23 protein-coding genes are annotated in these 24,552 nt (G+C 40.0%); 21 read left to right on the forward strand and 2 right to left on the reverse strand.

Annotated features, from left to right (window positions below; genetic code table 11):
- Positions 1–150: 150 nt before the first annotated feature.
- From ACSFXJ_RS06805 to ACSFXJ_RS06845, 9 genes are all read left to right on the forward strand, one after another.
- Positions 151–1,062 (forward strand): hypothetical protein, encoded by a 912-nt coding sequence (locus tag ACSFXJ_RS06805; protein WP_435924437.1) that lies wholly within the window; start codon positions 151–153, stop codon positions 1,060–1,062.
- Between the two features lie 302 nt (positions 1,063–1,364).
- The gene (locus tag ACSFXJ_RS06810) at positions 1,365–1,991 is read left to right on the forward strand and encodes a hypothetical protein (protein ID WP_435924439.1); all 627 of its coding nucleotides are present in this window, start codon (positions 1,365–1,367) and stop codon (positions 1,989–1,991) included.
- A gap of 26 nt (positions 1,992–2,017) precedes the next feature.
- Positions 2,018–2,794 (forward strand): hypothetical protein, encoded by a 777-nt coding sequence (locus ACSFXJ_RS06815; RefSeq protein ID WP_435924440.1) that lies wholly within the window; start codon positions 2,018–2,020, stop codon positions 2,792–2,794.
- Positions 2,795–2,856: 62 nt separating this feature from the next.
- Complete coding sequence (locus ACSFXJ_RS06820; protein WP_435924441.1) at positions 2,857–3,585, forward strand: hypothetical protein; 729 nt, start codon at positions 2,857–2,859, stop codon at positions 3,583–3,585.
- 188 nt (positions 3,586–3,773) lie between these two features.
- Positions 3,774–4,826 carry a phospholipase D family protein gene (locus tag ACSFXJ_RS06825; protein ID WP_435924442.1) on the forward strand — a complete coding sequence of 351 codons (1,053 nt, stop codon included), beginning with the start codon at positions 3,774–3,776 and terminating at the stop codon, positions 4,824–4,826.
- Positions 4,827–5,406: 580 nt separating this feature from the next.
- The gene (locus tag ACSFXJ_RS06830; protein ID WP_162944282.1) at positions 5,407–5,619 is read left to right on the forward strand and encodes a hypothetical protein; all 213 of its coding nucleotides are present in this window, start codon (positions 5,407–5,409) and stop codon (positions 5,617–5,619) included.
- 155 nt (positions 5,620–5,774) lie between these two features.
- A complete protein-coding gene (locus ACSFXJ_RS06835; protein ID WP_120463212.1) occupies positions 5,775–6,185 on the forward strand; it encodes a hypothetical protein in 411 nt (136 codons plus the stop codon).
- 1,050 nt (positions 6,186–7,235) lie between these two features.
- Positions 7,236–8,144, forward strand: a complete 909-nt coding sequence (locus tag ACSFXJ_RS06840) for a tyrosine-type recombinase/integrase (RefSeq protein WP_435924443.1) — start codon at positions 7,236–7,238, stop codon at positions 8,142–8,144.
- Entirely contained in the window at positions 8,137–9,594 is a 1,458-nt protein-coding gene (locus ACSFXJ_RS06845) for a hypothetical protein (protein ID WP_435924444.1), read from the forward strand. Before ACSFXJ_RS06840 ends, ACSFXJ_RS06845 begins: the two co-directional genes overlap by 8 nt.
- Here ACSFXJ_RS06845 and ACSFXJ_RS06850 read toward each other — a convergent pair.
- Entirely contained in the window at positions 9,563–9,817 is a 255-nt protein-coding gene (locus ACSFXJ_RS06850) for a hypothetical protein (protein ID WP_435924445.1), read from the reverse strand. The two genes, ACSFXJ_RS06845 and ACSFXJ_RS06850, sit on opposite strands and share 32 nt — an antisense overlap.
- 440 nt (positions 9,818–10,257) lie before the next feature.
- On the opposite strand from ACSFXJ_RS06850, the gene ACSFXJ_RS06855 reads away from it, so the two are divergent.
- From ACSFXJ_RS06855 to ACSFXJ_RS06910, 12 genes are all read left to right on the forward strand, one after another.
- A complete protein-coding gene (locus tag ACSFXJ_RS06855) occupies positions 10,258–10,749 on the forward strand; it encodes a hypothetical protein (protein ID WP_435924446.1) in 492 nt (163 codons plus the stop codon).
- Between the two features lie 544 nt (positions 10,750–11,293).
- The gene (locus ACSFXJ_RS06860; protein WP_435924447.1) at positions 11,294–12,106 is read left to right on the forward strand and encodes a WG repeat-containing protein; all 813 of its coding nucleotides are present in this window, start codon (positions 11,294–11,296) and stop codon (positions 12,104–12,106) included.
- Between the two features lie 229 nt (positions 12,107–12,335).
- A complete protein-coding gene (locus tag ACSFXJ_RS06865) occupies positions 12,336–14,894 on the forward strand; it encodes a UvrD-helicase domain-containing protein (protein WP_435924449.1) in 2,559 nt (852 codons plus the stop codon).
- Between the two features lie 114 nt (positions 14,895–15,008).
- Positions 15,009–16,538 carry a PIN domain-containing protein gene (locus tag ACSFXJ_RS06870; RefSeq protein WP_435924450.1) on the forward strand — a complete coding sequence of 510 codons (1,530 nt, stop codon included), beginning with the start codon at positions 15,009–15,011 and terminating at the stop codon, positions 16,536–16,538.
- A 261-nt stretch (positions 16,539–16,799) separates the two neighbouring features.
- Positions 16,800–17,516: a hypothetical protein gene (locus tag ACSFXJ_RS06875; RefSeq protein ID WP_435924451.1), complete on the forward strand. Its 717-nt coding sequence runs from the start codon at positions 16,800–16,802 to the stop codon at positions 17,514–17,516.
- 89 nt (positions 17,517–17,605) lie between these two features.
- Positions 17,606–18,010: a recombinase family protein gene (locus tag ACSFXJ_RS06880; RefSeq protein WP_435924452.1), complete on the forward strand. Its 405-nt coding sequence runs from the start codon at positions 17,606–17,608 to the stop codon at positions 18,008–18,010.
- Between the two features lie 244 nt (positions 18,011–18,254).
- Positions 18,255–18,932: a hypothetical protein gene (locus tag ACSFXJ_RS06885; RefSeq protein ID WP_435924453.1), complete on the forward strand. Its 678-nt coding sequence runs from the start codon at positions 18,255–18,257 to the stop codon at positions 18,930–18,932.
- A 27-nt stretch (positions 18,933–18,959) separates the two neighbouring features.
- A complete protein-coding gene (locus tag ACSFXJ_RS06890) occupies positions 18,960–20,318 on the forward strand; it encodes a hypothetical protein (protein ID WP_435924454.1) in 1,359 nt (452 codons plus the stop codon).
- A 239-nt stretch (positions 20,319–20,557) separates the two neighbouring features.
- Complete coding sequence (locus ACSFXJ_RS06895; RefSeq protein ID WP_435924456.1) at positions 20,558–22,168, forward strand: TIGR02391 family protein; 1,611 nt, start codon at positions 20,558–20,560, stop codon at positions 22,166–22,168.
- A 237-nt stretch (positions 22,169–22,405) separates the two neighbouring features.
- Entirely contained in the window at positions 22,406–22,591 is a 186-nt protein-coding gene (locus ACSFXJ_RS06900; RefSeq protein ID WP_068786871.1) for a hypothetical protein, read from the forward strand.
- 115 nt (positions 22,592–22,706) lie between these two features.
- Entirely contained in the window at positions 22,707–23,123 is a 417-nt protein-coding gene (locus ACSFXJ_RS06905) for a hypothetical protein (RefSeq protein WP_435924457.1), read from the forward strand.
- An 18-nt stretch (positions 23,124–23,141) separates the two neighbouring features.
- A complete protein-coding gene (locus ACSFXJ_RS06910; RefSeq protein ID WP_435924458.1) occupies positions 23,142–24,116 on the forward strand; it encodes a hypothetical protein in 975 nt (324 codons plus the stop codon).
- A gap of 99 nt (positions 24,117–24,215) precedes the next feature.
- Here ACSFXJ_RS06910 and ACSFXJ_RS06915 read toward each other — a convergent pair whose 3' ends face one another.
- Entirely contained in the window at positions 24,216–24,467 is a 252-nt protein-coding gene (locus ACSFXJ_RS06915; protein ID WP_435924459.1) for a single-stranded DNA-binding protein, read from the reverse strand.
- Between the last annotated feature and the right edge of the window lie 85 nt (positions 24,468–24,552).

A 24,552-nucleotide genomic window follows, 5' to 3' on the forward strand; every position in this document is an offset into this window, starting at 1 on the left:
TATGTTCGTTAAACACAAAGCAGTGATAATTAGCTTGTTAATCGGGTTTTCAAATTTATCTAAGCAACATTTTTATAGCTCGTTCTCAACCAGTAACGGTTTCATGAGCTGTGAGGGGATAAATCTTATTAACAACAAGAGGAAAGGGTGATGAAAATGAAGCTTACTTGGAATGAAAAAAGCACCTTAACCAAGACAAAGGACGAAACGCAAACTCCACAATCCGATACAATTGACGAACTGCACTTCTCGTTCTTCTCCACTGGCGAAAGCGAGATCAATGCTGGCATCGGGGTAAGCATCGATCCGAGTCATAATTTCGATCAGGCGATACCAGATACTGCATCGTCAGTTGAGGAAGCTAATTTAGCCGAGGCAGATGTCGATGATACTGTACCAACAATGGAAAGCGATCCTCCTGAACATCAAACCGGCGAACCTGACATTCCCGCGGCAGAGCCGGAGAAGGAACCCTCATCCGGACTGATTATTCATTCTGACGAGTCAACAGATTCAGAATCCAATGAGCTTGAACCTAATTTTGTCCAGAAGAGCGCCAAGCTTTTCACTGAAGCACGAAGAGCTATGGATACTATTAAAATTGATCCTGCAGTACTTGAACCCAAATCTATTACTCCAGCACAAGACTCGCTCTACATCGAAGCCGATGTAGATACGATAATGTTTCCTAATGAACAGTTTGAAAATGACTATCAAGCTAAAAGTATTCCTGCCATAGAGAAAATTGTTGAAGTTCAGAGACCTATCGATGCAAACAAGAGAACAGCGACTCATACTCAAGGTACTAAACCAGTAAACCGTTTATATCGGTTTTTGCATAATGGGGTCAAGGAGATAATCAGTAAGATCGTAACAGCAATAAAGATTATATTGGCTAGTATCGTGCTTATCTCAATAGTGTCAGTTTTTTATGTACATTATGTTGATCCGAGTATACCAGTAACCGAGATTCCAATGCAGTCTTACACTACAGTCAAAGAGTTGATTATTGCCATATATAAAGACATCTCGGAGTTTGTCAGGGAAGTAGCAAATAAGTAAATCATAGCTTCAAACCTATTCCACCCCACCCCTCCAACCCAAGCACTAAATTTAGGAAAGGGATTGGGGCGTTTCTTTTACATTCTACTGACTGGGATTTATAAAAGATGCAAGTAAGTTACACATACCGAACACAACTTTATAAAATTCCGAAGGTTGTTTTATAAAAGCTAAGCTGAAAGTCGCTTATCCCTTCTTTCGTATGTAGAATCTAGTCGAATTAAAGAAGGGGTTCGAGAAGGAAGTGGAGAATATTTACTATTATAGATTCAATGAATAGCTACGCAGAAAAGAGTGATTGAATGACGAAGAAAAATAACCCGCTCGATGAAAAAAGCTCAGAGCAGCTTACTAATATACTAAAGGATTTATTTGGGGATAGCGATCCGTTCCCAATGTTGAAAAAGGAGTACAAGCCGCTCCCCTTAAAGAAAAAGGGTGATATTGAGTATGAAGTCAGGTGGCACACGACTGATTTAGAAAAGGATGGACATAAGGTCATCCATGTAGCCCAGAACCGATTCGGGGAAAGTGTCATGATCTACCGCTTAATGTATGGTGACGGTATGGATGATGTAAACATTCATATTAAGGTGAAGGTCATATCCAAAGATGGGGTAAAAGCTCCAGACTCGAACGTCCACGTACATGTTGAGAACAAACATATGGATATCGCGGATATAAAGATTGAAGGAGAACGGGTTAACAGAGGTTACGGCTCGATCATGATGGAAGGGCTAATGAAGATTGTCCATGAAATGCAAATCAAAGTTATTACAGGATGGATTTCCTCTGTAGATTGGGATCACATAGACAGATCGGAACATTTCTACAGAAAACACGGTTTCGACTGCCAACTCGATCATGAGAATAAGAAAGGTACCATTCTTTGGGTAAATAACGAGATTGTGAATGATGAGGATAATTAAGCTGTATGGTAAAGGAGCACCACAGAATGGAAAAAATAATAGAGCAAGCAGAACTGTTACAAAAAACAGTAGAGTGTAAAGAATGGTCGGGACCGATTCTAACACGCGTATTTAATAAGACTGGGGTTCCAGGATTCGAACTTGGTTCTTTAGGGTCAGCGGGTTTTCTTAAATATCAAGATAGATATTTTTTGGTAACTGCAAGTCACGTATTAAGTTTAGTCTCGGAAGAAAAACGGCTGACGGATGTTGTAATTCCCTATCAGTATGGAATCGAAACGAAGTATTTGACGCTTATTAAGCATGTGGATGATAAAGAAAGCGATATTGCAGTAATCGAGATAGATCCCCAATCGGCTCGGTTAATGGAACAAGAAAATAGAAAATGTTTTTTAGACCATACATTAATTGATGAAGATCCACTTGGTTATTTTGACAAAATCTCAAATGTTGTTTTTCTACACGGTATTACTGGTGAAGAAACGAATATAAACCATGAAGATTTCATTGTCGATATGGAAACGACTCCTTATACAACTTATATAGAACGGGTCGATGATGCATCTAAAAGGATTGTGCTATTGGCGGGTACGGATGGAATTAACGAATTTGGTCAACACGGTCATAAATTGCCCGCTTTCAATGGAATGAGCGGTTCCTTTGCATATTCATACAGGTGGGAAGATATTACGAATCCGTTCAGACTTCTCGGTATTTTGGCAAATGGAAATAAGGAAGCAGGATTCTTATGGGTAATTCCGTTTAACGAAGTAACTGAGTTAATTGAAAAGGAGTTCTTCTAAAGGATAGCGAAGTGGAATACCCATCCAAATCATGTTAGGATGGTTGAGGAGAGGTGATGGTTATGCGAGATAAGGCGAACCAGGTATTGAAACTAATAAGCGAATTAGTAGTTTTAAAGGAAATAAATTCTGAGTTTATCCAGAAGAGTATAGACAGTAAGCAGAATATGGAATGCAAGCGTTTAGCCTTCAGTCGCTCTTTATACGATGGGGTATTAAGGAGTTCATCTCAAATAGTCAATGCGCTCTTACAAGATGAGCCTGATCTGTACTCGATTAAAAGATATTACTTGAAACCTATGCTTGAGGACTATATCAATCTTTATAACATCGAGAAGTTCGGTAAAGAATATGCCCGAGCGATGCAGGTGCATTTCATGTCTGAGGATTACGATATTGATTCAAAGTACAGAGAAGATTATGCTCAGTTAGGGGTAAGCTTCAACAAAGAAAAGGAAGATAGCAAAACCCATGTTCTAAAGAAGATTGGGGATCATTTTAAGAAGCTTCCATCGGAACTGAAAGGTCAGTTTAAGGAATCAGGTGACAAGAAGATTTTGCCGGTTGGTTCCCGTTTATACCTTGCTAATTTGCCAAAGACAAATAAACTTTCTGTAAAGGCATTCTATGATTATGCCAATGTACATCATCACTTTGACCTTCGGTTTGACTGGCTTGCAGAAGAAGATGATTCGAAATTCACCGCCACACTTTTGGTGAAGTTGGAAGAGTACGTTACGAAAAGCGCTCAAATCTTTCATAAGTTATTCGACATCAAACCTCAGAAGTAATCTATTTAGCAAGAAGGTAAATAAAAGGCAGTATAGAACTCTTTAATGGGATCTATACTGCTACTTTTGTTGTTAGGTACAAATTTTCAGTGAGTCTCATAAAATTTTATTAGGCTTTGTCATAATGCAAAAGTGACTGGAATATACATAGGTAGGTTAGAACAATCAAACATAAAGGAAGAGGATACATGAGGATTTTGAATAACATTGATTCCAGACATTTTGATGAGTTAAAGCAACTTGTAGATGGAACAGACGAACTGCATATTGTCAGTCCGTTCCTGATGGAATCATTTGATGTTTTCTTTGACGAGATTATCGCTTCTTCAGATGTGAAGCGGATTGTACTGGTAACAACCTTAAAGGACAATGATCCTGACCTGCTGAAAAAGGCGGATTCTTTACATTCATTTCTTTTAAATTGTGTTACTCATTCCATTGCTTTTCGAGTTCATGTAGACAATAAGCTCCATGGGAAGATTTATATCGCACGAAAGAATGGAATCCCTCTGAGGGGTATTATCACTTCTGCAAACTTTACAGATAGTGGGCTAAACAAAAATCATGAGTGGGGCGTACTAATTGAGGATCAAGAATCGTTGAAGAAGGTTATTGCCGATATCTTCAATGTTAGCAGCCACGCTCTTACTCACGAGGAGCTTAAAGGCATCATAGAAAAGATTGACAACTATACTGAAAATGTAGCAGCTCAGCAGAAAACAAAGATTGACCTTGAGGTGGGTCATCTCTTTAAGAAGAAAACTGTGGAACTTAAATCAGATGTTCGGTATTTCATTAAGCCTGTCGGTTACTCCGACCGTCCATTCGCAACAACAAGGAAACTGAACAGCGGTATAGAAAAAATGCATTTTGCTCGAAGACCTAATCCTGTCCGAATCGGAGACATCTTAATCTGTTATGGGGTTGGCACAACGAAGCTCTTAGGTTATTTTGAGGTAGTCAGCGATCCTTACATTTGGGATAGCACAAGCAGATGGTCATGGGAATTAGAAGCAAAGAACTTATGTCCAGAGTATAGTGAATCTTGGGTCACATTTGATAATACGATATCCAGTGTCGTAGCATCTTATGACCATGTTAATCCTGTAACCAATGTTGGCGGAAGTACACTTAGAGCATTGCAACGTGGGTCAGACAGAATACAACTGACCGATGCATTTGCTAAGCATGCCATAGAATTAATCGAAGGAAGTGTAAAATCAAAGAAGGTGAGTAGATGAAAGCCTGGGCAAATATCGACATTCCATTGAAAACGTACACCGTGCACCTTGACCATGATTTATGTCAGTATGTCACGGAAATGAAACAGAGAACCGAGCTTGGATGGAAGAAACAACAGGGGTCAGGAAACTGGAATCTGTTTCGGTCAAAAGAGGAAGCCCTAGACATTTACGATATTAGCTACAAGGAAAAGCTAACCTTAATCGAGTGTAGTAACTGCAGGTAAAGTAGTTGGAAAAGCAGTACAGAATTCGCATGTCGAGTTCTGTACTGCTTTTTCTTATTCTCAGAGATGATTCTGATTTAGCAGTTAATAAATCATTAAGCCTATAAGTACAGGACATTACTGTCCTCCAAATCTTGGAGTAAGGAAGGATGATAACCATGAAGTTCCTCATGAGCGTAGAAAAGAGCTATAAGCGTTACAAGCGATTATTACATTCAAAAGGTATCGATCGACGGACGAAGATGATCCTCAGTGAGAAGCACAATGCCCTTCGACGGATTATCATATTCCTGTACGGAGATTTCTTAGATAACACTACAATTCATAATCAGAAGTGTGTGGAGATTTTCCAAATGAACAAATTCAGTATTCCTGAATCGGCATCCGATCTCAACTTGCCGGAGGACACACTAAGGAAGATTCTAACCAGTGTTGATGTAGAAATGATGATGACTGTCGGTAAAAGCACAATCGAGAATATCAACAGGGCTAGGACTGTTTGGGATATTCATAAAGCCATGAGGGGCTTCAATAAAATGTTAAAACGGTACTCTATTTCTGCATAACTGTTCTAGCAAGTGTATTTTTCATTCATGACATTGATCCAAATTTGGCAGTTGCTACGACATCAATCTTATACAAGTAGCCGATGCCCTTTTGTTGCGTCATTTGGGGTTCGATCTTCAATTACTATATTTTTCCGAAGAAAGGATTTGATCGAATGAAGTTCTTATCGAGACTTGAGAGTAATTATATTCGCTACTCGGATTTGATGAGTTCAAGTGGGGCTGATCCGATGTTGAGACCGCTCATTACGGAAAAGTTCAATGCCTTAAGATTTATTGCGTTCTTTATGGTTAATGACTTCACAAGTCGCTTGTCTGGTCAATTTCAGCTTTGCGTAAAAAGCTATATTTCAAACAAGCGTAACCTTAAAGCTGCAGCAGCTCAGCTACGCATTTCAGAAGAACAATTAAGAAATACCCTATCCGAAGTCGATAATAAGATGCGCGTCTTTGTAGGCGAAAGGACGATTGAAAATATAAATAGGGCAAAAACGGTTCGGGGTATCCAAAGTGCAATGAGTCACTTTCATAATAATTGGAAAGGTTTCTCGGCTCAAAGTTCCTGATCTCGACGTAGCCTTGTAGAATTTATTTTCAAAAATTGTAAGTCTCCTCCACGAGGTTCACAAATCGATTTTCTTGTACTGGTGGCTTTGGTATCGAAATTAAATCGATTACAAGGCGTTTAATTCATTATGGGGTAAGGCTTATCGCTTTTTGCTTTGTTGTCGTTCAGGTTCGGCTCTGATTACATTACAATAGAAGGAACGCGTTTAAATTGCGGTTGGGACGCTGTTGGCTTTTACGTTGGTAATAATCAGCGAATCATGCTATATTACCAAACAAATTTCTATTGTATGAATCGATGTAAAGGATGATCGATGTGGACTTGAAACAAAGAGTGGCTTTGTTCTACGGGCTTCGGTGGGAACCATACCGAGAGATGTGTTTAAGAATAATAAACGAGAAAAATATATTGATGGATACTGATATGAATCATGCGGTTCGCACACTTAAGCGAAGCGATCTCGAGGATATTGAACATACATTACTTGAGTTAATCGAGGAGTTTGAAAAGAAACAGTGTTAAATATCATATGGGTTGGAAAAAGGCAGTATAGGACTCGTTCATCGAGTTTTATACTGCCTTTCTTTTATAGCTCGTAAAAATAGTTGCTGGAATGTTCGAGGGCAAGTCCAAATTTAGCATCGGTATCTAGATTAACTATATAGAAGTAACGGATACGCTATTGCCTTTTGGTCGCCTAATCCCAAGGATTTCCCTTCAGGGGTATGGCTCCCGAATGTCTTTCTTCTATATAAGAAGAAGCGATTCGTTCTTCGTTCCAAAGGTTCGTGCCAATAGTTATCAGGATCGTCTTAAAAGAACACATTTCCTTCTTTTAATCGTCTGCCGCGCTAATGGTTTCATTCATGTGTCGCCCGTATGAATAATTCCGAGCAAAAAGGGGGACTGCACAACTCGTCATACAATACCCATTATGTGACGAGTTCGTAAAAATCGGTTGCTGTTTCGGCTCAAAAATCCTATTAATTCGTCGTACATTACCTTTTCTAAACTTGTCGTATAAGACGCTATAAGGGGGTGAAAGCCTGTGAAAATCGATGTCTTGGTCGTTCGTTATCTGCAGCATCTTTCAATAGAAGAAAAATCCGAAAATACGTTAAAGGGTTATGGTATGTGTTATAAGCGATTTATTCAATGGTTGAATTCCTCTTGGGGTGAAGTCACCGAAATTGAAGATGTCTCACAAACCATAATCAGGGATTTTAAGTCGTTCCTTGAGTCCAGGATCGACCGAAGATCTGGAAAACACTTATCTCCTATAACAATTAACCATTACCTGACTGCGCTCAAGTCGCTTTTTCTATTTGCGAAAAGTGAGGGTATTAGGTTTAGATCAGAACCGATCAGTGCGATTAAGCTGATTCCGATTGCGCGGCAGAATGAGACTCGCTGGCTCCGACCGGAGGAAGTTAAACGAATAATGCATGCCATAGAGAGGTTGGAGCGTACCAGTGATAAAAGAAAAGCTCTCTATAAAGCCGTTATTGCAATTTTAGTCAATTGTGGTTTACGGGTCGAGGAAGTTTCTGACTTATTGATAACCGATGTTATCCTCCAATCTGGCTTAATCATCGTAAGAAGCGGGAAAGGCGGGAAATATCGGCATGTTCCCTTCAATCAAAAGACAAGAAATATTCTTGAGCGGTGGCTATCGTTCCATGATGGCAGATCACTGTATTTATTTTATTCTCAACGGAGTGCCCACATGTCGACTCGAGCCATCCAGCACATGATTGAAAAATTGTCCGAGCTAACACAGATCAAATTCACGGTTCATCAGCTCCGGCATACGTTTGGTAAGCAGGTTGCAAATTTAAGGGGAATAGAGTCGGCAGCAACATTATTGGGTCATTCGGATATCAAGACAACGAGGCGGTATGTAGAGCCTTCAATGCAAGAATTAAGGAGCGTTGTCGAGGAGATTGAGTTTGATTAATTTGGTCGGGGGTAAGGCAATGTATCGATTTCGAGAACTTCAAAAGTTCATCAATAAAGGCGTAGCAGCTGTCGAACGCAAAAAGCCCTCATTCAATGAGCCTAAGCCGATTATTCATGAATGGTCACCGAACAATTTTCGTCGGCTTATTATCGGGTTCGATTGGGCAGTTATTCAGCATTTTGTTACGAGTCAGCGTTTGCGAACTTTAATTGAACGCGTTGATTTAAGGGCAGTATGTAAAAAAGATGAGGAGTTATTAGTTTCGGAATCACATAAATACAAGTCGATCCTTTCTTCGGTTATCTCAGGGCGCGTTCTTTCTTCTCTTGAGGAGATCGTTTTTTGTACTGAGGAGTATCCCAAGAGGATGCTTTCCAGTGACACTTTTCTCAAAGATCTGGTTGATGGAGATACGAATTACAATACTCGCTTTCCTAGACTTCGGCATATTTCTTACTGTTCATGTAGAGTGGAAAACCTGTGGAATTCTCTTGAAAGGACAAGAAAGCCAACTAAATTATTACTGGACGCAATTAAGGAAGAAGGTATCCAGATTCAACATTTCATCGAACCGCATGTAGAGGATTGGTGGTCTGGAACTTCGCTTCGCCCTCATTTCTACAGTATGGACTCAAGTATCCTTCAGGAGTATTTCGATAAGTTGAAGAATGAAATAGTAGTTGCAAAGCTCACTGAGCGGTTAGAGAAGATCATTAATAAGAATGATTTCGAAGCAATTGAAAAGTATAGCTCTACTATCAATTTGGTTATCAAGTGGGGGTTCGACTTAATCGACAAAGGGCAACAAATATTTAATGAGGCTTCAGTAGGCTGTCAGACAGAATGGGCGCAGTATCTGTCATTTGAGAATGTATGCCGGGGTGTCCGTTATGAGCTTTTCAAGAGTCCTGAATTTATCAAAGTGGTTATGCGGATTGATTTCGAGCGCATCGTTAAAGCCATGAGGGGTTACGGTGTTGATGAAGGTGACGTCCAAGTTGTACAAAGATTTCGCGATACGGTGATCAATCACATTTTGAAAGCAGAGGATGATTATGAGCTAGAGATAAATAAAGAGAGCATCGCTTATAGCCTGTTGATCCTGCAAAAATTAGTAGGTATTACATTCGGTCAGGTTGTTAGTATCATCTACCTTTCGTTTATCAAGTACCTGACCCAAAATTCGGTCAAGAATGCTCAATTCCACTTCGGCAGATTGAAAGGGCATATTCCAGATTTGACGTACACTCGACCTATGATCGAGTACTGGAAAGACCAACTTGTAGCTGGAATAGGTAAGAAAGCGATGGATGCCATTGGAGCAAATGAAGTGTTGGTTGAGCAGTTCGACGTTCGCGCTAAATATATTGAAGCTATCAAGATGTTAAATGGCTTATCGGTGGCAGGGGATGTGATCAAGGATGGATTTGTTGGGACAACTCCATAAAAACAATGAAGTAATCGCCGCGGCGGTCTATATATCGGTAGTAAACATGGATCGAGAGGAAGCTGAACGAGTTGTCGCCGCGCAGCTCCACGAAATTCATTCTTTCGCTGATCAGCACAGTATCGTCATCATCGATTCCTACATTGAAAGAGAAGGCAGCGATGCAGAACGGAACCGGCTTCGTGAGGACGCAAGAACTGGTCGGTATCGAGTAGTTCTTCACTGTGGGGATATTAATTCGGATAGTTTCTATGTATTGGGGGTCGATAAAATCAATGTTCTGCGGTACGAAGGATTATGAAACCGTAATAAGGGAGAAGGTTACTATGGCTGAAAGTAGTGTAAAGGAGTTCAGAGATGAGTGCATGAGCGTAATTTCTAAGCTAGAGTCATTACTTGAAATTGGTTTTAGTAATGGCGAAATCAAGCCGTATGATATTTCTGCGCTAAAGGAAAGAGTCTTATCAATCAGAACGGATAATGACATAAAAAGGTTTATGGATGGATGGGACTTTATAAGGTTACAGAGTCTCATTCGATTATGCGGCAAGGTGTGTTGTAAACATGTCATTGAGCCAAACACGATAATGCAAATTTTTACTTGTAATGGTTGCCCGATTTTCTCGTTCGAGAAGAAATATTTATAGAAAGGGGTTCTCGGAAATGATTGGAAGACCGGATAATTTAATGATTGCTCTATTTATCGATAAGCACCAGAGATGTCATTCTGGAACGTTAGTTGGTAACTACAGTGAGTTCCGCCCCGATGTGAATCTATTAAACAGTCGGGAAAGGTTTCAAAAATACGATGAAGATAGCAAGTATATTTGTATAATGCTTCATAATTGTATACGTACCCAAAAGGATTTCAAGGAAGTAATTGGATTAACAAATGAGAACGTACAGATAAACTGGATAATAATCTTTGATGCCTTGGATCACATTCTCAAGCATTATACTGCGATGTCTTCATCTGGACTGCCCATAATCCCAACTATGCCATCTATTAAACAGGATGCGATTAAAATTAGACATTACCTAAGAAAACGGAAGGAAGAATTCGATTTGATCAGTTTGTCGGCTTTGAACATCCCTGCACCGATGGAGTTCGGGATGCAATTGAGAAGAGTGGTTGTTGAACTGGGACTCCGTTAATTTGATTATTCGGTAAATGAAGGTGTCGATAAAATCCTCACCTATCGTTTGCTGGCTGATCATTTAATTGATCGATTAAAGCTCGTTGCCAGTTTTTCATAATATCTGCCTAAGAAAAAAGACGGGTAGATAGTTGGTATTGAAGAATTTTTAATAAATCTACAGTTCAAATGAATTTCAGCACATGATGGCAGAAACAAAACATATAAACAAGACAACGACTGTAAAGAATCAAACAAAGATCGAGCAGAGAAAGAACAACAATCCAGAACAGGTAAGCTCCTGAGGATATCTATACGACTTCTCCGATTTCCCTCCATCCGACCATCCTCGACTAGATAGTCGGACTCAACGGTAATCACACTTCACAGAGGTGTGATTTTTTTTTGCGTTGTACTACTTCAATAGGGGTTTCACGATCTTTTCATGCGAACTTCTTCTTTGATTGAGTGAGTTGATAACAACTTACGGAGTTGGCTCAAGAGTCGCAGACATAAGAGTAGAAACAAATATTAATGATCAAATATCAAGGAGGAAAAATGGTATGGAAAAACTAGAGTCAAAATTCGGAGAAGTAGTTGATCGCATCGGTGGATTGGGAATCGTCGTAAACAAGGACAATGAAGAAGGGCTGGCTTGGTATGGTCTGTATGGCTTAGTGAATGAGGAAGATGAATTAATAATACCCTGCGAGTATCTTAACTTGCAAATGGTTGGTCACGGTTTGATTAGGGTTGAGAATCAGAGCGGTATCTACGCATATTTGGATCATCAAGGGAAAGAAGTAGTTCCCTTCTCGAGGGGTTACAAATTTGCCGGATCTTTCATTAATGGGTTAGCAATCGTGGGCAAATACACCGAGCAGTTGGATGACTTTATCGATGCCATATTTGAAGATGATGATTTCGATCAATATGATCTAATCGATGACCCAGTGAACGGCACTGAACGTTCCCCTTTATTCTGTATTAAAGAGTGCCCCAAATATTTCGGTTTCATCGACCAGTTCGGTAACGAACTAATCCCATTACAGTATCAAGATGCCAAATGCTTCTACAAGGGGTTAGCCGCAGTCAAAGATTCGAGTGGCAAATGGGGTTGCATTGATACCGCTGGAGAAGTAGTGATTCCTTTCGAGTACGATGATATGATGAACACATTCCATCCCGGATTCGAAGGTTTTATTGAAGGGGCGATAGTCGTAAAGAAGGATGGCAAGTGGAGAACAATTACGAAAGAGAATATCCCTGTAATTCCACTTGAATACGATGAAGTACTCTCGCGGTATATCCATGTAGCGGTTGTGATGAAGGATATGCGGAGATTATGGAATAGTTTGAAGTATAGTATCAATTAAGGGTTCGATTTATGAAGACAATAAATCAATGCAAGCGGTCACCTAATAGGGGGTGCCGCTTTTTTATTTTCTTGAAAATGCGTAAGACTTTACGCGCGGGATTTGTCGATTGTTGTTTACAGAAAGCAGGAAAAAAGGCTCTCGATGGTGAATATTTACAAGACAATAGTACTATTTCGTGAGCCGCGCTCACATGTGATAACCAACCAGAAAAGTATTGGAGGACTTAATGGTATTGAAGAACTTGGTTGATAAGCTGACAGGCAAAGACAAACTGTTGGAAGAGGTTACTCATCTCCGTAGTAGGCTGGACAAAGCCAATTATGAGAATGCTATTATAGCGTCCAAGCTTAATAAAGTTAGTGATGATTTCGCCGCGGCAAGGAAAACCATCGAGAAAATGCAGCAAATAAATTCTGAAATGGTGACAAAGTATAAATCACTTGAGCAAGAATTCTATAGGAGGGATTCTGATTTTAAGAAGCTGCAGAAAGAGTACTCTGATCTATCGGACAGTCATGGAGAACTCTCGAATCAACTAACCGCGACTAAGAATAATTATAAAGCCCTGCAGCAAAAGCACCTTAAGATCGAAAGTGAACATTCTTATTATAAGTCGAGATTCGGTGAAATCTTAGAAATCCAGATTCCCCAATCAGATAATCCTGTAGCGAAGACAGATTGGGACAGCAGCTTCTTTGAAATTGCTGAAAAGATAAAAGGTAACCCATTCAATGAAAATCAGGTTGAAGCTATCCGATACGGTATGGAAAAGCATCTTCAAATTATTGCAGGTGCTGGTAGTGGTAAAACTGAAACGATCTGTGCGAAGGTTGCTTACCTTATTCAGATGAAGAATGTTAACCCCAATCGGATCTGTATGATGACTTTTACTCGTAAGGCTAAAGAAGAGATGGAAGGACGAGTAAATCTCTTCCTTGGGGTGGAAAATTCAAAGGTCAATGTCAGTACTTTTCATGGCACTTTCATGAGCTTGTTCAATCAGTTAAAGAGGCAGAATCCTGCTTATTCCTCAATAGGGATTCAAAACGGAAATGCTGATGAAGGCGAGTTTGAGTACAAGAGAGAGCTGCGTAAGCTGATTAACAAATACAGACTGTTTAAGTTTGACAAGGAAAACGAAAAGACGATTTTTGATCGTATAAGCTTCTGGATTAATATGGGGTTCTCAGTTGACCAAATGACCGATTATATCGAGAAGCATTTCGACAGTGTTATTGATGATAAGGAAGATGTTGCTGTTAGCGTCCGCTTCAACATGATGATTAATGAGTTGAATCAGGTAAGGAAGGAAAACGAGATTGTTGTATATGATGACTTCCTAATTAACTTATACGATGCGTTGCTTCAGTATCCAGAAGCAAGAGAGTTCGTTCAGAACAGATACGATTATATCTTCATTGATGAGTTCCAAGATATTAATCCGTTACAGATGGAAACGGTCAAACTAATTTGTCCTCCAACAAGTGCTTCGAAATTAATCATAGTGGGGGACGATGACCAGTCGATCTATGCTTTTAGGGGGTCAGATCCTAGCTATATTAAGGATTTTCCAAAAGTCTACACCACTCATGAGATAAGATTGATGAGGAACTATCGCTCAAAGCGGAAGATTGTTGATGCTGGTAACTGGGTTATCTCTGAAAATAAGCATGATCGCATACCCAAGTCGATGGATGCATTCCATAAAGATGATGGCGAAGCGATCATCGTAGGCTGTCCAGATACCAAAGAAGAAGCTCACTGGATTCTGTCGAGATCTCAGGAGATCGGTAAGCTAGAACCCTTTGTATTGGAGGGCAAAGTCGATCCCATCAACTATACAAAATCGACAGTCTTATATAGATCAAGAAGACAGCTTCAAAGTATGTTCCAAGCCTTAGATGTTAAAGGGGTTCCGTATGTCATCGAGAAAATGGACGATGTTATGGGTATCTTTTCTATTCAGGATTTTAATAATGCGTTTGGTATGTGGCAGGAGTTGATGGCTTCAAGGGGGAACAAGCTTCAATTGTGGAGGTCCATTTTGACTAACGCACTAGGACACCATTTCGTCAGTAAGTACGCTATAGAACAGTGGTATCAAAACTTGGACATCGCTACTTTATCCGACGTTATTCGCGAGGCTTGTGCGCTAGTCATTGAAAAGTCTAAAACCAAGGACACGCTCCCACTAAAACAGTACCTGACTCTTCTTATTAATCTGAAACAAGATAAGCCGGTTAACATGAAGGAAGTCGCGGAGCAATTCTTAGCTTTTCCTAGAGTTAAGGATAATGTGACTGATGAGGAAAAGGAATGGATTCTTAAGGAACTCGAAAAATACAGCACTTGGAATGACTTACTCGGTTTCCATGAGAGGATGAAGCGGCGTAAAGATGAAATGAAGGAAAATCTGGAGAAGTACCATGACAAAAAGTACAATGCCCTGTATTTCTTAACGATTCACGGAAGCAAGGGGTTAGCCTTTGAAAATGTATTTGTCATTGGTTGCAATGATGGGGGTCTGCCTTCAAAATATGCCGAAGAACTCAAAGATGTGGATGTTCAATCGTGTAGAGAAAAAGCTGAACCACCGACAACGATGGAAGAAGAACGAAGACTAATGTATGTCGCAGTTACAAGAGCTAAGCAGAAACTGTATGTGACTTTTCCAAAGACAATTCAAGAGAAGCCATGTGGGCGATCGAGATTCTTAAAAGAACTGAACTTACCGATTATCGATTCTGATAAGGTCAGTCCAGTTCACGTAATAGCTGCCCCTTAATGGGCAGCTCGACACTAACAATGCATAGGCTGTTATGATTATTTGTCCGAATAGTTTCAATACTCGTACTTTCCGCTGTTGAAGTCAAGCTGGAAAGATAAAGGGGATATCACAATGAAGTATTTACTGCTTGACACCAACATCTATATCGACATGATCGTATCTAGGAATAAATCACATACGGCAGATTCCTACGAGACGTTGAAAATGTTGCTGGATCATGATCAAGTTAAGATTTTGTTACCTGCTATTATTGAAACTGAAGTAAAGAGACATATTGCTGGTGAGGTCAAGAATGTAGGTAAATTGGTGGAGGAAGCTGGGAAATCAATTGATAAAGTTTATTGGATAAATCACGTAGAGGAGATCAGGAAGTATAATGAAAAGATTAGCCCGTTAAAGCAAGCTCTTGGAAATATGGTTGATGAGTTTGGAAGAAATGAAGAGCGATATATAAATGATGCTACTCAAAAGATAACGGGATTATTGCAATACAGAAATGTGATAAGACTTGAGGAGAACAGAGATTTATTACTAAAAGTTCAGAGAAGAAAACTATATAAGCAATGTCCGTTTCATATCGAGGGTAAGGAATCTTGGGCAGATGCTACGATTATTGAGACTTTAATAAATATCCGCGATTTTGTGACTATTAATGATGAAGATCGGATTTATTTTATCACACGAAATCACAAAGACTTCTCAAAAGGAACCGATAAGACGGAGAAAGAACAGATTCACCCACATATCGAAGAGGCACTAAGACAAAATAACTTACTTCAGTTATTCAACTACAGGTTACACTACAGTAAAACTTTAATTAAGGATTTTTCCGAAGAGACCCAAGAAGCTAACATTTATCAACAATTGATAGAAGAGGAGGAAGAGGAAAGAAGGCAGATGGTCGAGGATTCTCGTCGAGATTTGAATAAAATGGAAAGAGAATCAGTTGGGTTGTCGTCATTATCCTCTGATGATGCATACATAGAAGGTATTAGTGAGAGCACTGAGGTAGAAGAGCTAACTAATACGATTGATTCTTTGCTTTCTTCTTTAGGTGCCGAGATTGAAGATGCCATTGATGAGTACTATCAGTTTGAAACTGATAGCAATGCTAAGCCTATTGCGGACTTAGTTGCAAAGATTCAGATTTATAACGTAAACTCGCCGTTCTTACAAATCAATCATGATATTAGTTTCACGGAAGAAGAAGTAAGAGATGCAGTTATGGAATTCGTGAATGAACACTTGTTTTCATTAGAAGATCTAGAAATCACTCGAGACAGTATAAAATACAAGGATTACTTTGCAGTTGATGAGTTGTTAAGCTTTATTGATCTTGAAGGTAATACAGTCAAGCTATTTGTGGAAGGTCAACTCGATCCGAGGGATGACGATTCGGATTCTTTATGGGTTGTGCTCCATAAGAATGCAGAAAAAATTTCAGAAGGTGAAATCGAAGTGTATTATGGGTATATAAACTTCGATGAAGACGGTGGAGCCGCTGATGGTTCAGAAGAGTCAAAAACATATCGACTTGAAAAAGTCATTCGTGATCTATCAGAAGTTGTTCAGAAAAACAGAGATTCTGTTAACAAGATGAGAGATGATATTAAGACTATGAGGGGTCTTCTTGCAATATAAAAAATATCAAGTGGTGGTGTCTCCCAAAGCACCATCTTTTTTTATTGGGCATATGTCACTAAGCTAAAGAGCGTGTAGCGTTGTTCAGAAAACTGGTTCAGATAGCTCGGCGTGGGGCATCTTCACGGTAATGCGCATTCAGTAAAAAAAAATAATCTAAAGATGATGTCTCCCCGACATCATCTTATTTAATTTCTACATATTGCTCAAGAGTCACAGGCAAGATAGTGTACGCAAATAAAAACTAGGAGGCAAAACAGTATGATGAACCAATTTCTCGCGATTGATGGATGGAGCAGCTCGAACCCAAATTTGACCGGAAAGGTTATGGACAAACCAGGTGTAGGACGATCAGCCTTCGTCACACGGAAACAGGAGAACTCAATTGTGGTTAGAGTCTTTAACAATGGCTTCATCGTGGCGACCTACAAATTTCCGAAAGTAGATCTCCCATTCAAGTCCAAAATGCACCGCTGGCTTAACATGGGTTTCTGTGGGGAATGGCATTACAAAGAAGGGCAAAACAGAGGAGATTACTTCATTAGAGCAGTATTGGCTGGACTCAAGCCAATTGGATTTGTTACCGTAGCCAACCATGACAAGAATGATTACCATGAGCTGGCTCGACAATCGGATTTAGTGTCCAAGGAAACACAAATTGCTGATCAGAAAACAGTTGGCTTTGCCCTAAGCGGCACCATTAGCCAGCACTTGGATTTAGAAGCCCTCATCAAATCGTATGAGCTGCTGGAAGAGGCTCGCTACGGTGAAGTGAGAGGTTACTTCATGAATCAGTATGTTAAAAGTAAAATCCGAGCCTTAAGTAACCAAAAGCTATCAGATTACCTTTTGGACTATGATTTCGCTGATCCAAAGAGTGATTATGACCTAATCTTTTCGGGCTTACTGTTCGGTCACCCTATCGAATCGACATTTGCAAGCCTTGTCGGAAGCATGGTATACAACAACAAGTCCTAATCCCTCTTAGGGGTATCCTCTTTCGATGCCCCTAAAGAACAGCCCAAAAACATTCGATCATACAAACCTAAACAAATGGAGGAATTACAATGAATTATTACGTCTATGCAAGAAGTGCAAAGCAGTCTCCCAAAGCAATCAATGCCCAGGTCAAAGAGTGCATGAAGTATGCCAATGAAAAAGGGCTTCTCATTGATGAAGTATTCATCGATGACGGTTTCAGCGGCTTAAGCAAAAATCGACCGGGCTTCAATAAGCTCCTAAACACCGCCAAGAAAGGAGATACAGTAATTGTTTCTACAGTGTATAAATTGTCTCGTGACATTTTTACACTTCATCTACTTATAGGAGCGATGCGGTACAACTTCGTATTTTTAGATCACTTGGACTTTTCAATAGATGATGATTCTAAAGTGCTCGAATTATATTATAGCTTCTGGTGGCAAGAGTGGTTAAAGCGAAAGGGAAGTCGGGGTAAGGGGATCTCAAAATGATATAAGACTGACAAGCCGCCACATTAGTTGGCGGCTTCTTTACGTCTTTGACTTCCCTTATGGATTCTTGTTGATCCATTTAACACGTCCATAAAGAGAAGGGTTTATCAGATAATTTGTCGAAATATTACAGCTAATGAGGCAAAAGAACTGGCGTCATGGGATAGCCGTAGAGAAAGATCGTGAGAATAGGTCATGCTGAATAGATTATCAAGAGATTGTGGATTAGGAGTGCTGCTCAATAATGTTATTTACACCTGACTATATTGAAAATTTGCTAAGAAGTTTAAACCAAACATGGTTCCAAAATGAATTGGCTATCCTTTACAGCAACTCCCGAACCGAAATGAACATCAGAGACAAGTTCAATCTGCTTTTTGCAAATGCCCTTAAAGACGATAACGATTACTTTATCCAGCGTGAGTGGGAGAAGCGGCGTGATTTGGCAATAATTCGATACCGTAACAAACAGACAAATCCTGTAGCATTATTTGAATTCAAGGCGCGACATGCATGGTTCATTGCTAGTACTGAACGAGGGAAAAAGAATGGTGAAAGTGGTTATGAAAAGGTGTTTTATGGGGACTCAGGAGTAAGAAATGGTGTACTACAGGATATCAATAAACAGGCTACATATTCAGAGAAGATCCCCTGTTACAATATTTTGATTGGTGTAAATCCTTTGAGCAGAATTCCTAATAAGTACAGTGTTTTCAGTAAGGATTGCAAGGAGATCAAGCGTATTAACGAATCTTTTAATAAATTCGGTAGCGCGGCGAGGATTAAGGAATTGTGCCACTCTAATGTTAAGAGATTTTGCAATGAACGAGATCATAGTTTCTTTGCATTGGAATACAACATTGGTGAGGCGCTCGATATCGAGTGGGAAATGCTCTTATGGGGTATCTATAGGAATCCTTGATCGTTTTATTTGAAAAGGGGGTATTCGATGGCGAGTATTAACGAACTCATAGATGCCATAGTTCAGGTACTACTTGAGGAAAAGGCATACGACATACCGACTGTTTGCACTAAATATGGATTGGAAAGCGGAGATGAGTCTGAGGCATTTAGCAGTAGAAGGGTTTACGTCCAAAAGAGGCTCAAAGGTAAGGATCAATTATTCCTCTTGGACTTAGCTAAGCGGATTATAAACGACTACGGCTCAAAGGCAAACTCATTATCAAGGTTGGTTCTTCGACTTAATCCAACGGGACTTTATACAATCAGTGAGATCACAAGGCGAAATATCATGGATGAACTCCATGCCAGAAACAATATCCCAGGTAAATACGAATTGGTCGACTTCTTGAATCGGATATGGGATTTGGACAGCATGCCTTCAACTGATTCCCGCTTTAAGACCGCTTCAGGTGATATATGGCAACATATGATCAACAATTCGGACTGGGATGAAGTCTACTTATATGAGAAGTACTTAGAACTAATGATAGCGCCTGATGAAATGTTTATAAAATTCTTAGAACAGGTCGTACATCCATTGGTTCGACAACAGGACGAGCAGGGTGAATATATTGAATTTATCGATAAGCATTTAGTAAATGACGGATATAAGTTCAATTTGGCGGACAATATTTCAGGGTTTCCAGTCTACCGTATCGATAAAGTGCTTGATGGGGTAAAAGGCAATGTGAAAAATCTGATCTTCGCCGCGGTGGGTCAGAAGCCTGAAATTGTCATTAGTGACTCGATTAATAATGACATAAGAATTGTAAAGCATGAAGAAAACTGCTTAGTCTACGACCGAAATATTCCGAATACCGGTCTTTATTGGGCTGATCTTGTAACATGGTGGGCAGATATGAATGGGGTATCGGAGCCAAATATCGAGACGGAAAAACAGCTTTATGTGCGTTTATTTCAAACATTAGCATCTCCACCAGAGAAGCTACTATTTAAGAGTTACTTCAAATGTTTTAAGGATTTGTTCGATAAGAACTTTCCTGCACTAATACCTCAAGTCTATTTACATTATGATCCCTACACGATAAAACAGCGAGCAGGAAAAGCGTATTTACCAAGACAGCGTATGGACTTTCTCCTACTGTTTTCAAACAAGCAGCGTATTGTACTTGAAGTAGATGGAAAGCAACATTATTCTGATGAAGATACATCAAGTCCCAAAAAGTATGCCGAGATGGTGCAAGCCGACAGGGAATTAAAACTCAACGGGTATGAGGTCTATCGATTCGGCGGGTATGAATTGATGGACGAGGAAGCGGGAGCAAAGATCGTTAAAGAGTTCTTCGAAGGACTGTTCAAGAAGCATGGGGTTAAGCCATCATAACTTTCAATGCAAAATGACCCTCATCGATAATCTTGAAATTAGTTAACCGGCATTGAGTAATGGATAAGCAATGAATTGATACGAAATTCAATAGAAGTGGCTATCCTAGATGGGTAGTCAATCTTTCTTTTCCCGAACGTGTTTTTTGTTGATTCGTACTTTTGGAGCAGGAGTTAAGACCTTTGTTGGTGAATATTTACAAATGCTAGTGAATTCAAGGTTTGGAGTGATTGATCGATATGACATCGGAGATACAATGTCCGTTATGCGGATATTATGCAGTACTAGAAAGAGACGGTTCTGAGGTATACCAGATAAATTGTCCGAGTTGCGGTGAGTTTAATATTACCCAAGATTGCTTTGATGATTTACCAGCTGAACGTAAACTTCAGCCGCAGTTGATGAAGGTTTCGGCATTTATCCGATCCCGAGCTATCAATAAAGATCCTATACCCACATTATTCATTGATGATCCAGGCGATCATTCCGAGGGGTATTCGATTCAACAAATCATTGACCAGTTCCCATCCATTACAGATCGTAAGTGGAAAGCCCTGAGTAATCTTAAAGGACTTTCAAAATATTTTGGCGATGCAGTTTTGATTGAAACCAAAGACTACCCTGTTTTCTACCCTGAGGTAAATCATGAACAGCCTTGCCTAATGATGATGAAAACATTGGTCGGAGAAGGTCTGGTTACAGGTGACGCAAAGTTCCCAACTCATCTCACAGTAACGGAAAAAGGTGTATCCCAGCTAGAAGCTCAAGCTTCTTCTACAGCACCAGTAGTTACCCTTCCAGCACCTAAGGCTCCTGTAATTGAAGAGCCGACTCAAGTTGCTGTTCAACCGAGTAAATTGGAGGGGCTTCACCCAAGAGTGCTGGAGGTCGCCCAAAAGCTTTTCCAAGATGGACATTTCCGTTCAGCTGTCCTAGATACGTATGTAGCATTGGATAATGATGTTCAAAGGAAGAGCCGTCTTGCCGCTACAGGTAAAGCTTTAATGGATAATGCATTTTCTAAAAATAGTCCTGTTCTAAAGTTAAGTGATGCTCCAGACGCGCAATTAGGTGCGATGTTACTATTTTCGGGAGCAATTATGGGAGTTCGGAACGTCTTAGCGCATGATCAAAAGGCAAATCCGTCAGAACAAGAAGCATTAGAGCTGCTTCACTTTGCTTCGACTCTGTTCAGGAGACTAGACCAAGCGGTGAATGTTGAAGCAGAGAAGCTTATGGTTGAAATTTCTCAGCTTTCGTTTAAGCTTGACGGTAAAGCATCCTATTCGAACAGCGCCCAAATTAGGAAGTACCTTGCTCCTTCAAGGGAGTATGTTGACAATGGGTTGCATAGGATATGTTTCGAGAAGATCCTTATGTTAATTAGAAGCGGATACTTCAATGACCAAAATGCGGGTATCGATTTGTTACTGGAGTGGGATGAAACACTTCTCGACCATGTAACCGATGATGATCATATTGAATTAATCACTTACATTTATAAGGCAGCTGGTGGCTCATATCCGTCGAACTCTGCTGTAGATTTGATTAAAGGTGGCTTTAAGCCAATAGCGAGGAGTCTTAAGTTATTTCAGAAGCATTTACTTTCTAGCCCTGAGTTATTTCATGAGATATTGGAGAAGATTTGGTGGAAGGACGCCTTTTTCAGATCGATCGCAACATATGCTGATATAGAGTTTCTGAACGCATTCCTCAATAAAGTAGTCGATAGAGAGTTTGTGTTAAATCGATCTGACTTGAATAATCTGAGTTATGAGTTGAATCACGTAGGAAGAACGGGGATTAGAGAACTAACTGACAAGATCGACAAGATGAACAAGGAATCTTAATATTGTAGCAAGAAGTCACTAGAGAGATATATTCCACAGCTGTCGTGAAAATCGGCAGCTATTTCTTTTGTAATGGATGCTTTATTGTCGTTAAGGCAGCTTGAGGTCTTTATTTAATCCCAATCTTCGACTCATATATTCAATCACATCTGTGAATCACATATCTCCAATTACTTATGCAAATGCTTCCAGTTCAGTATAATGAGCTTATGACAATATTCTAAGGGGGTTAACCGGATGAAAGCATCACAGGACTTTATCAAGCAATTGGAGTTATTGTATGAACAGTATGAGCAAGAAGTAACGGAGAAGCTGAAAGCGGGTATTCTTAAAGATACCACCGCCAAGACATACCTAACCCATTCAAGCAACTTTGTCAGATGGTGTAGAAATGATTTTGTGCCTGGGGACAGAAATAAGTAGTGTAGCCGTGTTAGCCGCGGCAGACTAACAATATGCTGTTAGCCATGCCAAATCATCTGCAGATTACAGAACCATATGCAATGATATGGAAAATACGGGATAAGGGGGTATCACAATGCCTGTTCCAGATAAGAAAATTGTCGTTAGCAAGTTGGAGAAAAAGTACGGCTGTTCCTTCTCTATGATTAAGGGGAAGAAAATTATGTATCAGGGAATTGTGGATGAAGAACAAATCGTAGTTTGCACACCACACTCCAAGATTCATACAATCGGTAAAGGTTGGTTCGACCTTACGATAAAACAGGTCGAACTTTTGGATGAAGCGGACATAGCAGTTTTAGCGGTTCGTTTGGAAGATGGAAACATCTATATTGTAGACTTCAAAGAACTGCGAAAAATGATGACTCTAGACATTCAGATTGTGAATCCTAGAGAAGGTGAGCATTGGAAGTTCTATATTTGGGGAAATAACATTCAAGTGAGAGGTAGTTTGGATAAGTTTCAAGCAGTGCCTGAACGAATGATATCATAACGACTTGAGGTAAATGGTATGACAAAATTATTTCTACATAGTCGAGAAATGCGAAGCGTATTTCAGCTCTTAGGTGAGCACGAGAATGATATAAGCTACAGTGTGGCATGGGGGTTGACGCAGTGCCCTTCATTTCTGAAGGTCTTTCTCCAAAATGTTCTTAAATGGAACGGTGATGTTAATGAAGTTGAAATTCGGATGCAGGAATATGAAAAGGGCAAAGGATTCACTGATATAGAAATTGAGTTGGCCCAAGAATTTCACTTAATTATTGAGGCGAAGAGAGGCTGGAATCTTCCAGACATCACACAGCTTCAAAAGTATGCAACCAGAACATCCTTCATACAAAATCCTTGCCATGATAAGCGACTGATTGTATTGAGCGAATGCAGCAGGGATTACGCCAAGCACCGTGTCCCAGATCAAGTAAATGGTTTTCCGGTTGAGGTATTATCATGGAAGGACTTTTACCATTATTCCAAGCTGGCACATCCACTCGGAACACATGCTGAGAAGCGGTTATTGCAAGAACTGAATGTTTATTTGGGGAGCTTGATGACAATGCAGAAGCAAGACTCGAATATGGTGTATGTAGTATCTGTTGGAGCTGGATCTCCTGATGGTTGGTCAATTTCATGGAGAGACATTATTAGCAAGAAGAGGAGATATTTTCACCCTGTCGGCGGTAATGGATGGGTAAAAGAGCCACCTAACTACATTGCATTTCGTTATGATGGAAAATTGCAATCGATTCATCACATAGAAGGGTATGAGGTTGTCACTAACATGTCTAAAGTTTTTTCGGAGGCGAAAGACGAGGAGTGGAAACCAAGTTTCGTATATCACTTAGGAGTTCCATTTGCTCCAAGTAATGAAGTTAAGACCGGAAACATATACCCCAATGGCAGAGTGTGGTGTATGTTGGATACATTGTTCACTCGCTCAACGATATCCGAAGCCAGAGACCTCACAAAGTCGCGTCAAAATAGTTAAAGGATATTCATGCTGGTTTCATCTCAGCAGCATTTAGACAAATGAAAAGAACCGAATCGATGTTGTATGGGTGCACACTGATTCGGTTCTTCTTTGTGACTACAATTTTTTGTACATCTGCTGATTCTGCGGCGTTTTTCCTAATGTTTTAAGGGAGCTCTTCGCTTCGTTCAGAGAGTAGTTGTAGAACATGGAACCAAGCTTAGTACGATTGCCCTTAGCGATCCTGTTCCATTCAAAGCCCCGAAACAGGTCTTTGACAAGGAACTCCTCACCTTGATCCAGACTTGGAACAGTTGCTTTGGCAATGTTCATCAAGTCCTCCAGAGAAGTGTTTTTATCGATTCGCATTTTGCATTCTCCTTTCTGTTCGAGATTTTCTTATAGTAGCTTATAGCAAGTGGCTAGTAGCTAGTAGCTTATAGTTACATAGTAC

It is taken from the genome of Paenibacillus salivarius (genome assembly GCF_051307165.1).
Taxonomy (GTDB): Bacteria; Bacillota; Bacilli; order Paenibacillales; family Paenibacillaceae; genus Fontibacillus.

What these genes read in the sequence shown, in the direction of transcription:
- ACSFXJ_RS06805 (WP_435924437.1), top strand. Translation starts at nt 151, where the DNA reads ATGAAAATGAAGCTTACTTGGAATGAAAAAAGCACCTTAACCAAGACA.
- ACSFXJ_RS06810 (WP_435924439.1), top strand. Translation starts at nt 1,365, where the DNA reads ATGACGAAGAAAAATAACCCGCTCGATGAAAAAAGCTCAGAGCAGCTT.
- ACSFXJ_RS06815 (WP_435924440.1), top strand. Translation starts at nt 2,018, where the DNA reads ATGGAAAAAATAATAGAGCAAGCAGAACTGTTACAAAAAACAGTAGAG.
- ACSFXJ_RS06820 (WP_435924441.1), top strand. Translation starts at nt 2,857, where the DNA reads ATGCGAGATAAGGCGAACCAGGTATTGAAACTAATAAGCGAATTAGTA.
- ACSFXJ_RS06825 (WP_435924442.1), top strand. Translation starts at nt 3,774, where the DNA reads ATGAGGATTTTGAATAACATTGATTCCAGACATTTTGATGAGTTAAAG.
- ACSFXJ_RS06830 (WP_162944282.1), top strand. Translation starts at nt 5,407, where the DNA reads ATGAACAAATTCAGTATTCCTGAATCGGCATCCGATCTCAACTTGCCG.
- ACSFXJ_RS06835 (WP_120463212.1), top strand. Translation starts at nt 5,775, where the DNA reads ATGAAGTTCTTATCGAGACTTGAGAGTAATTATATTCGCTACTCGGAT.
- ACSFXJ_RS06855 (WP_435924446.1), top strand. Translation starts at nt 10,258, where the DNA reads ATGATTGGAAGACCGGATAATTTAATGATTGCTCTATTTATCGATAAG.
- ACSFXJ_RS06860 (WP_435924447.1), top strand. Translation starts at nt 11,294, where the DNA reads ATGGAAAAACTAGAGTCAAAATTCGGAGAAGTAGTTGATCGCATCGGT.
- ACSFXJ_RS06865 (WP_435924449.1), top strand. Translation starts at nt 12,336, where the DNA reads ATGGTATTGAAGAACTTGGTTGATAAGCTGACAGGCAAAGACAAACTG.
- ACSFXJ_RS06870 (WP_435924450.1), top strand. Translation starts at nt 15,009, where the DNA reads ATGAAGTATTTACTGCTTGACACCAACATCTATATCGACATGATCGTA.
- ACSFXJ_RS06875 (WP_435924451.1), top strand. Translation starts at nt 16,800, where the DNA reads ATGATGAACCAATTTCTCGCGATTGATGGATGGAGCAGCTCGAACCCA.
- ACSFXJ_RS06880 (WP_435924452.1), top strand. Translation starts at nt 17,606, where the DNA reads ATGAATTATTACGTCTATGCAAGAAGTGCAAAGCAGTCTCCCAAAGCA.
- ACSFXJ_RS06885 (WP_435924453.1), top strand. Translation starts at nt 18,255, where the DNA reads ATGTTATTTACACCTGACTATATTGAAAATTTGCTAAGAAGTTTAAAC.
- ACSFXJ_RS06890 (WP_435924454.1), top strand. Translation starts at nt 18,960, where the DNA reads ATGGCGAGTATTAACGAACTCATAGATGCCATAGTTCAGGTACTACTT.
- ACSFXJ_RS06895 (WP_435924456.1), top strand. Translation starts at nt 20,558, where the DNA reads ATGACATCGGAGATACAATGTCCGTTATGCGGATATTATGCAGTACTA.
- ACSFXJ_RS06900 (WP_068786871.1), top strand. Translation starts at nt 22,406, where the DNA reads ATGAAAGCATCACAGGACTTTATCAAGCAATTGGAGTTATTGTATGAA.
- ACSFXJ_RS06905 (WP_435924457.1), top strand. Translation starts at nt 22,707, where the DNA reads ATGCCTGTTCCAGATAAGAAAATTGTCGTTAGCAAGTTGGAGAAAAAG.
- ACSFXJ_RS06910 (WP_435924458.1), top strand. Translation starts at nt 23,142, where the DNA reads ATGACAAAATTATTTCTACATAGTCGAGAAATGCGAAGCGTATTTCAG.
- ACSFXJ_RS06915 (WP_435924459.1), bottom strand. Translation starts at nt 24,467, where the DNA reads ATGCGAATCGATAAAAACACTTCTCTGGAGGACTTGATGAACATTGCC.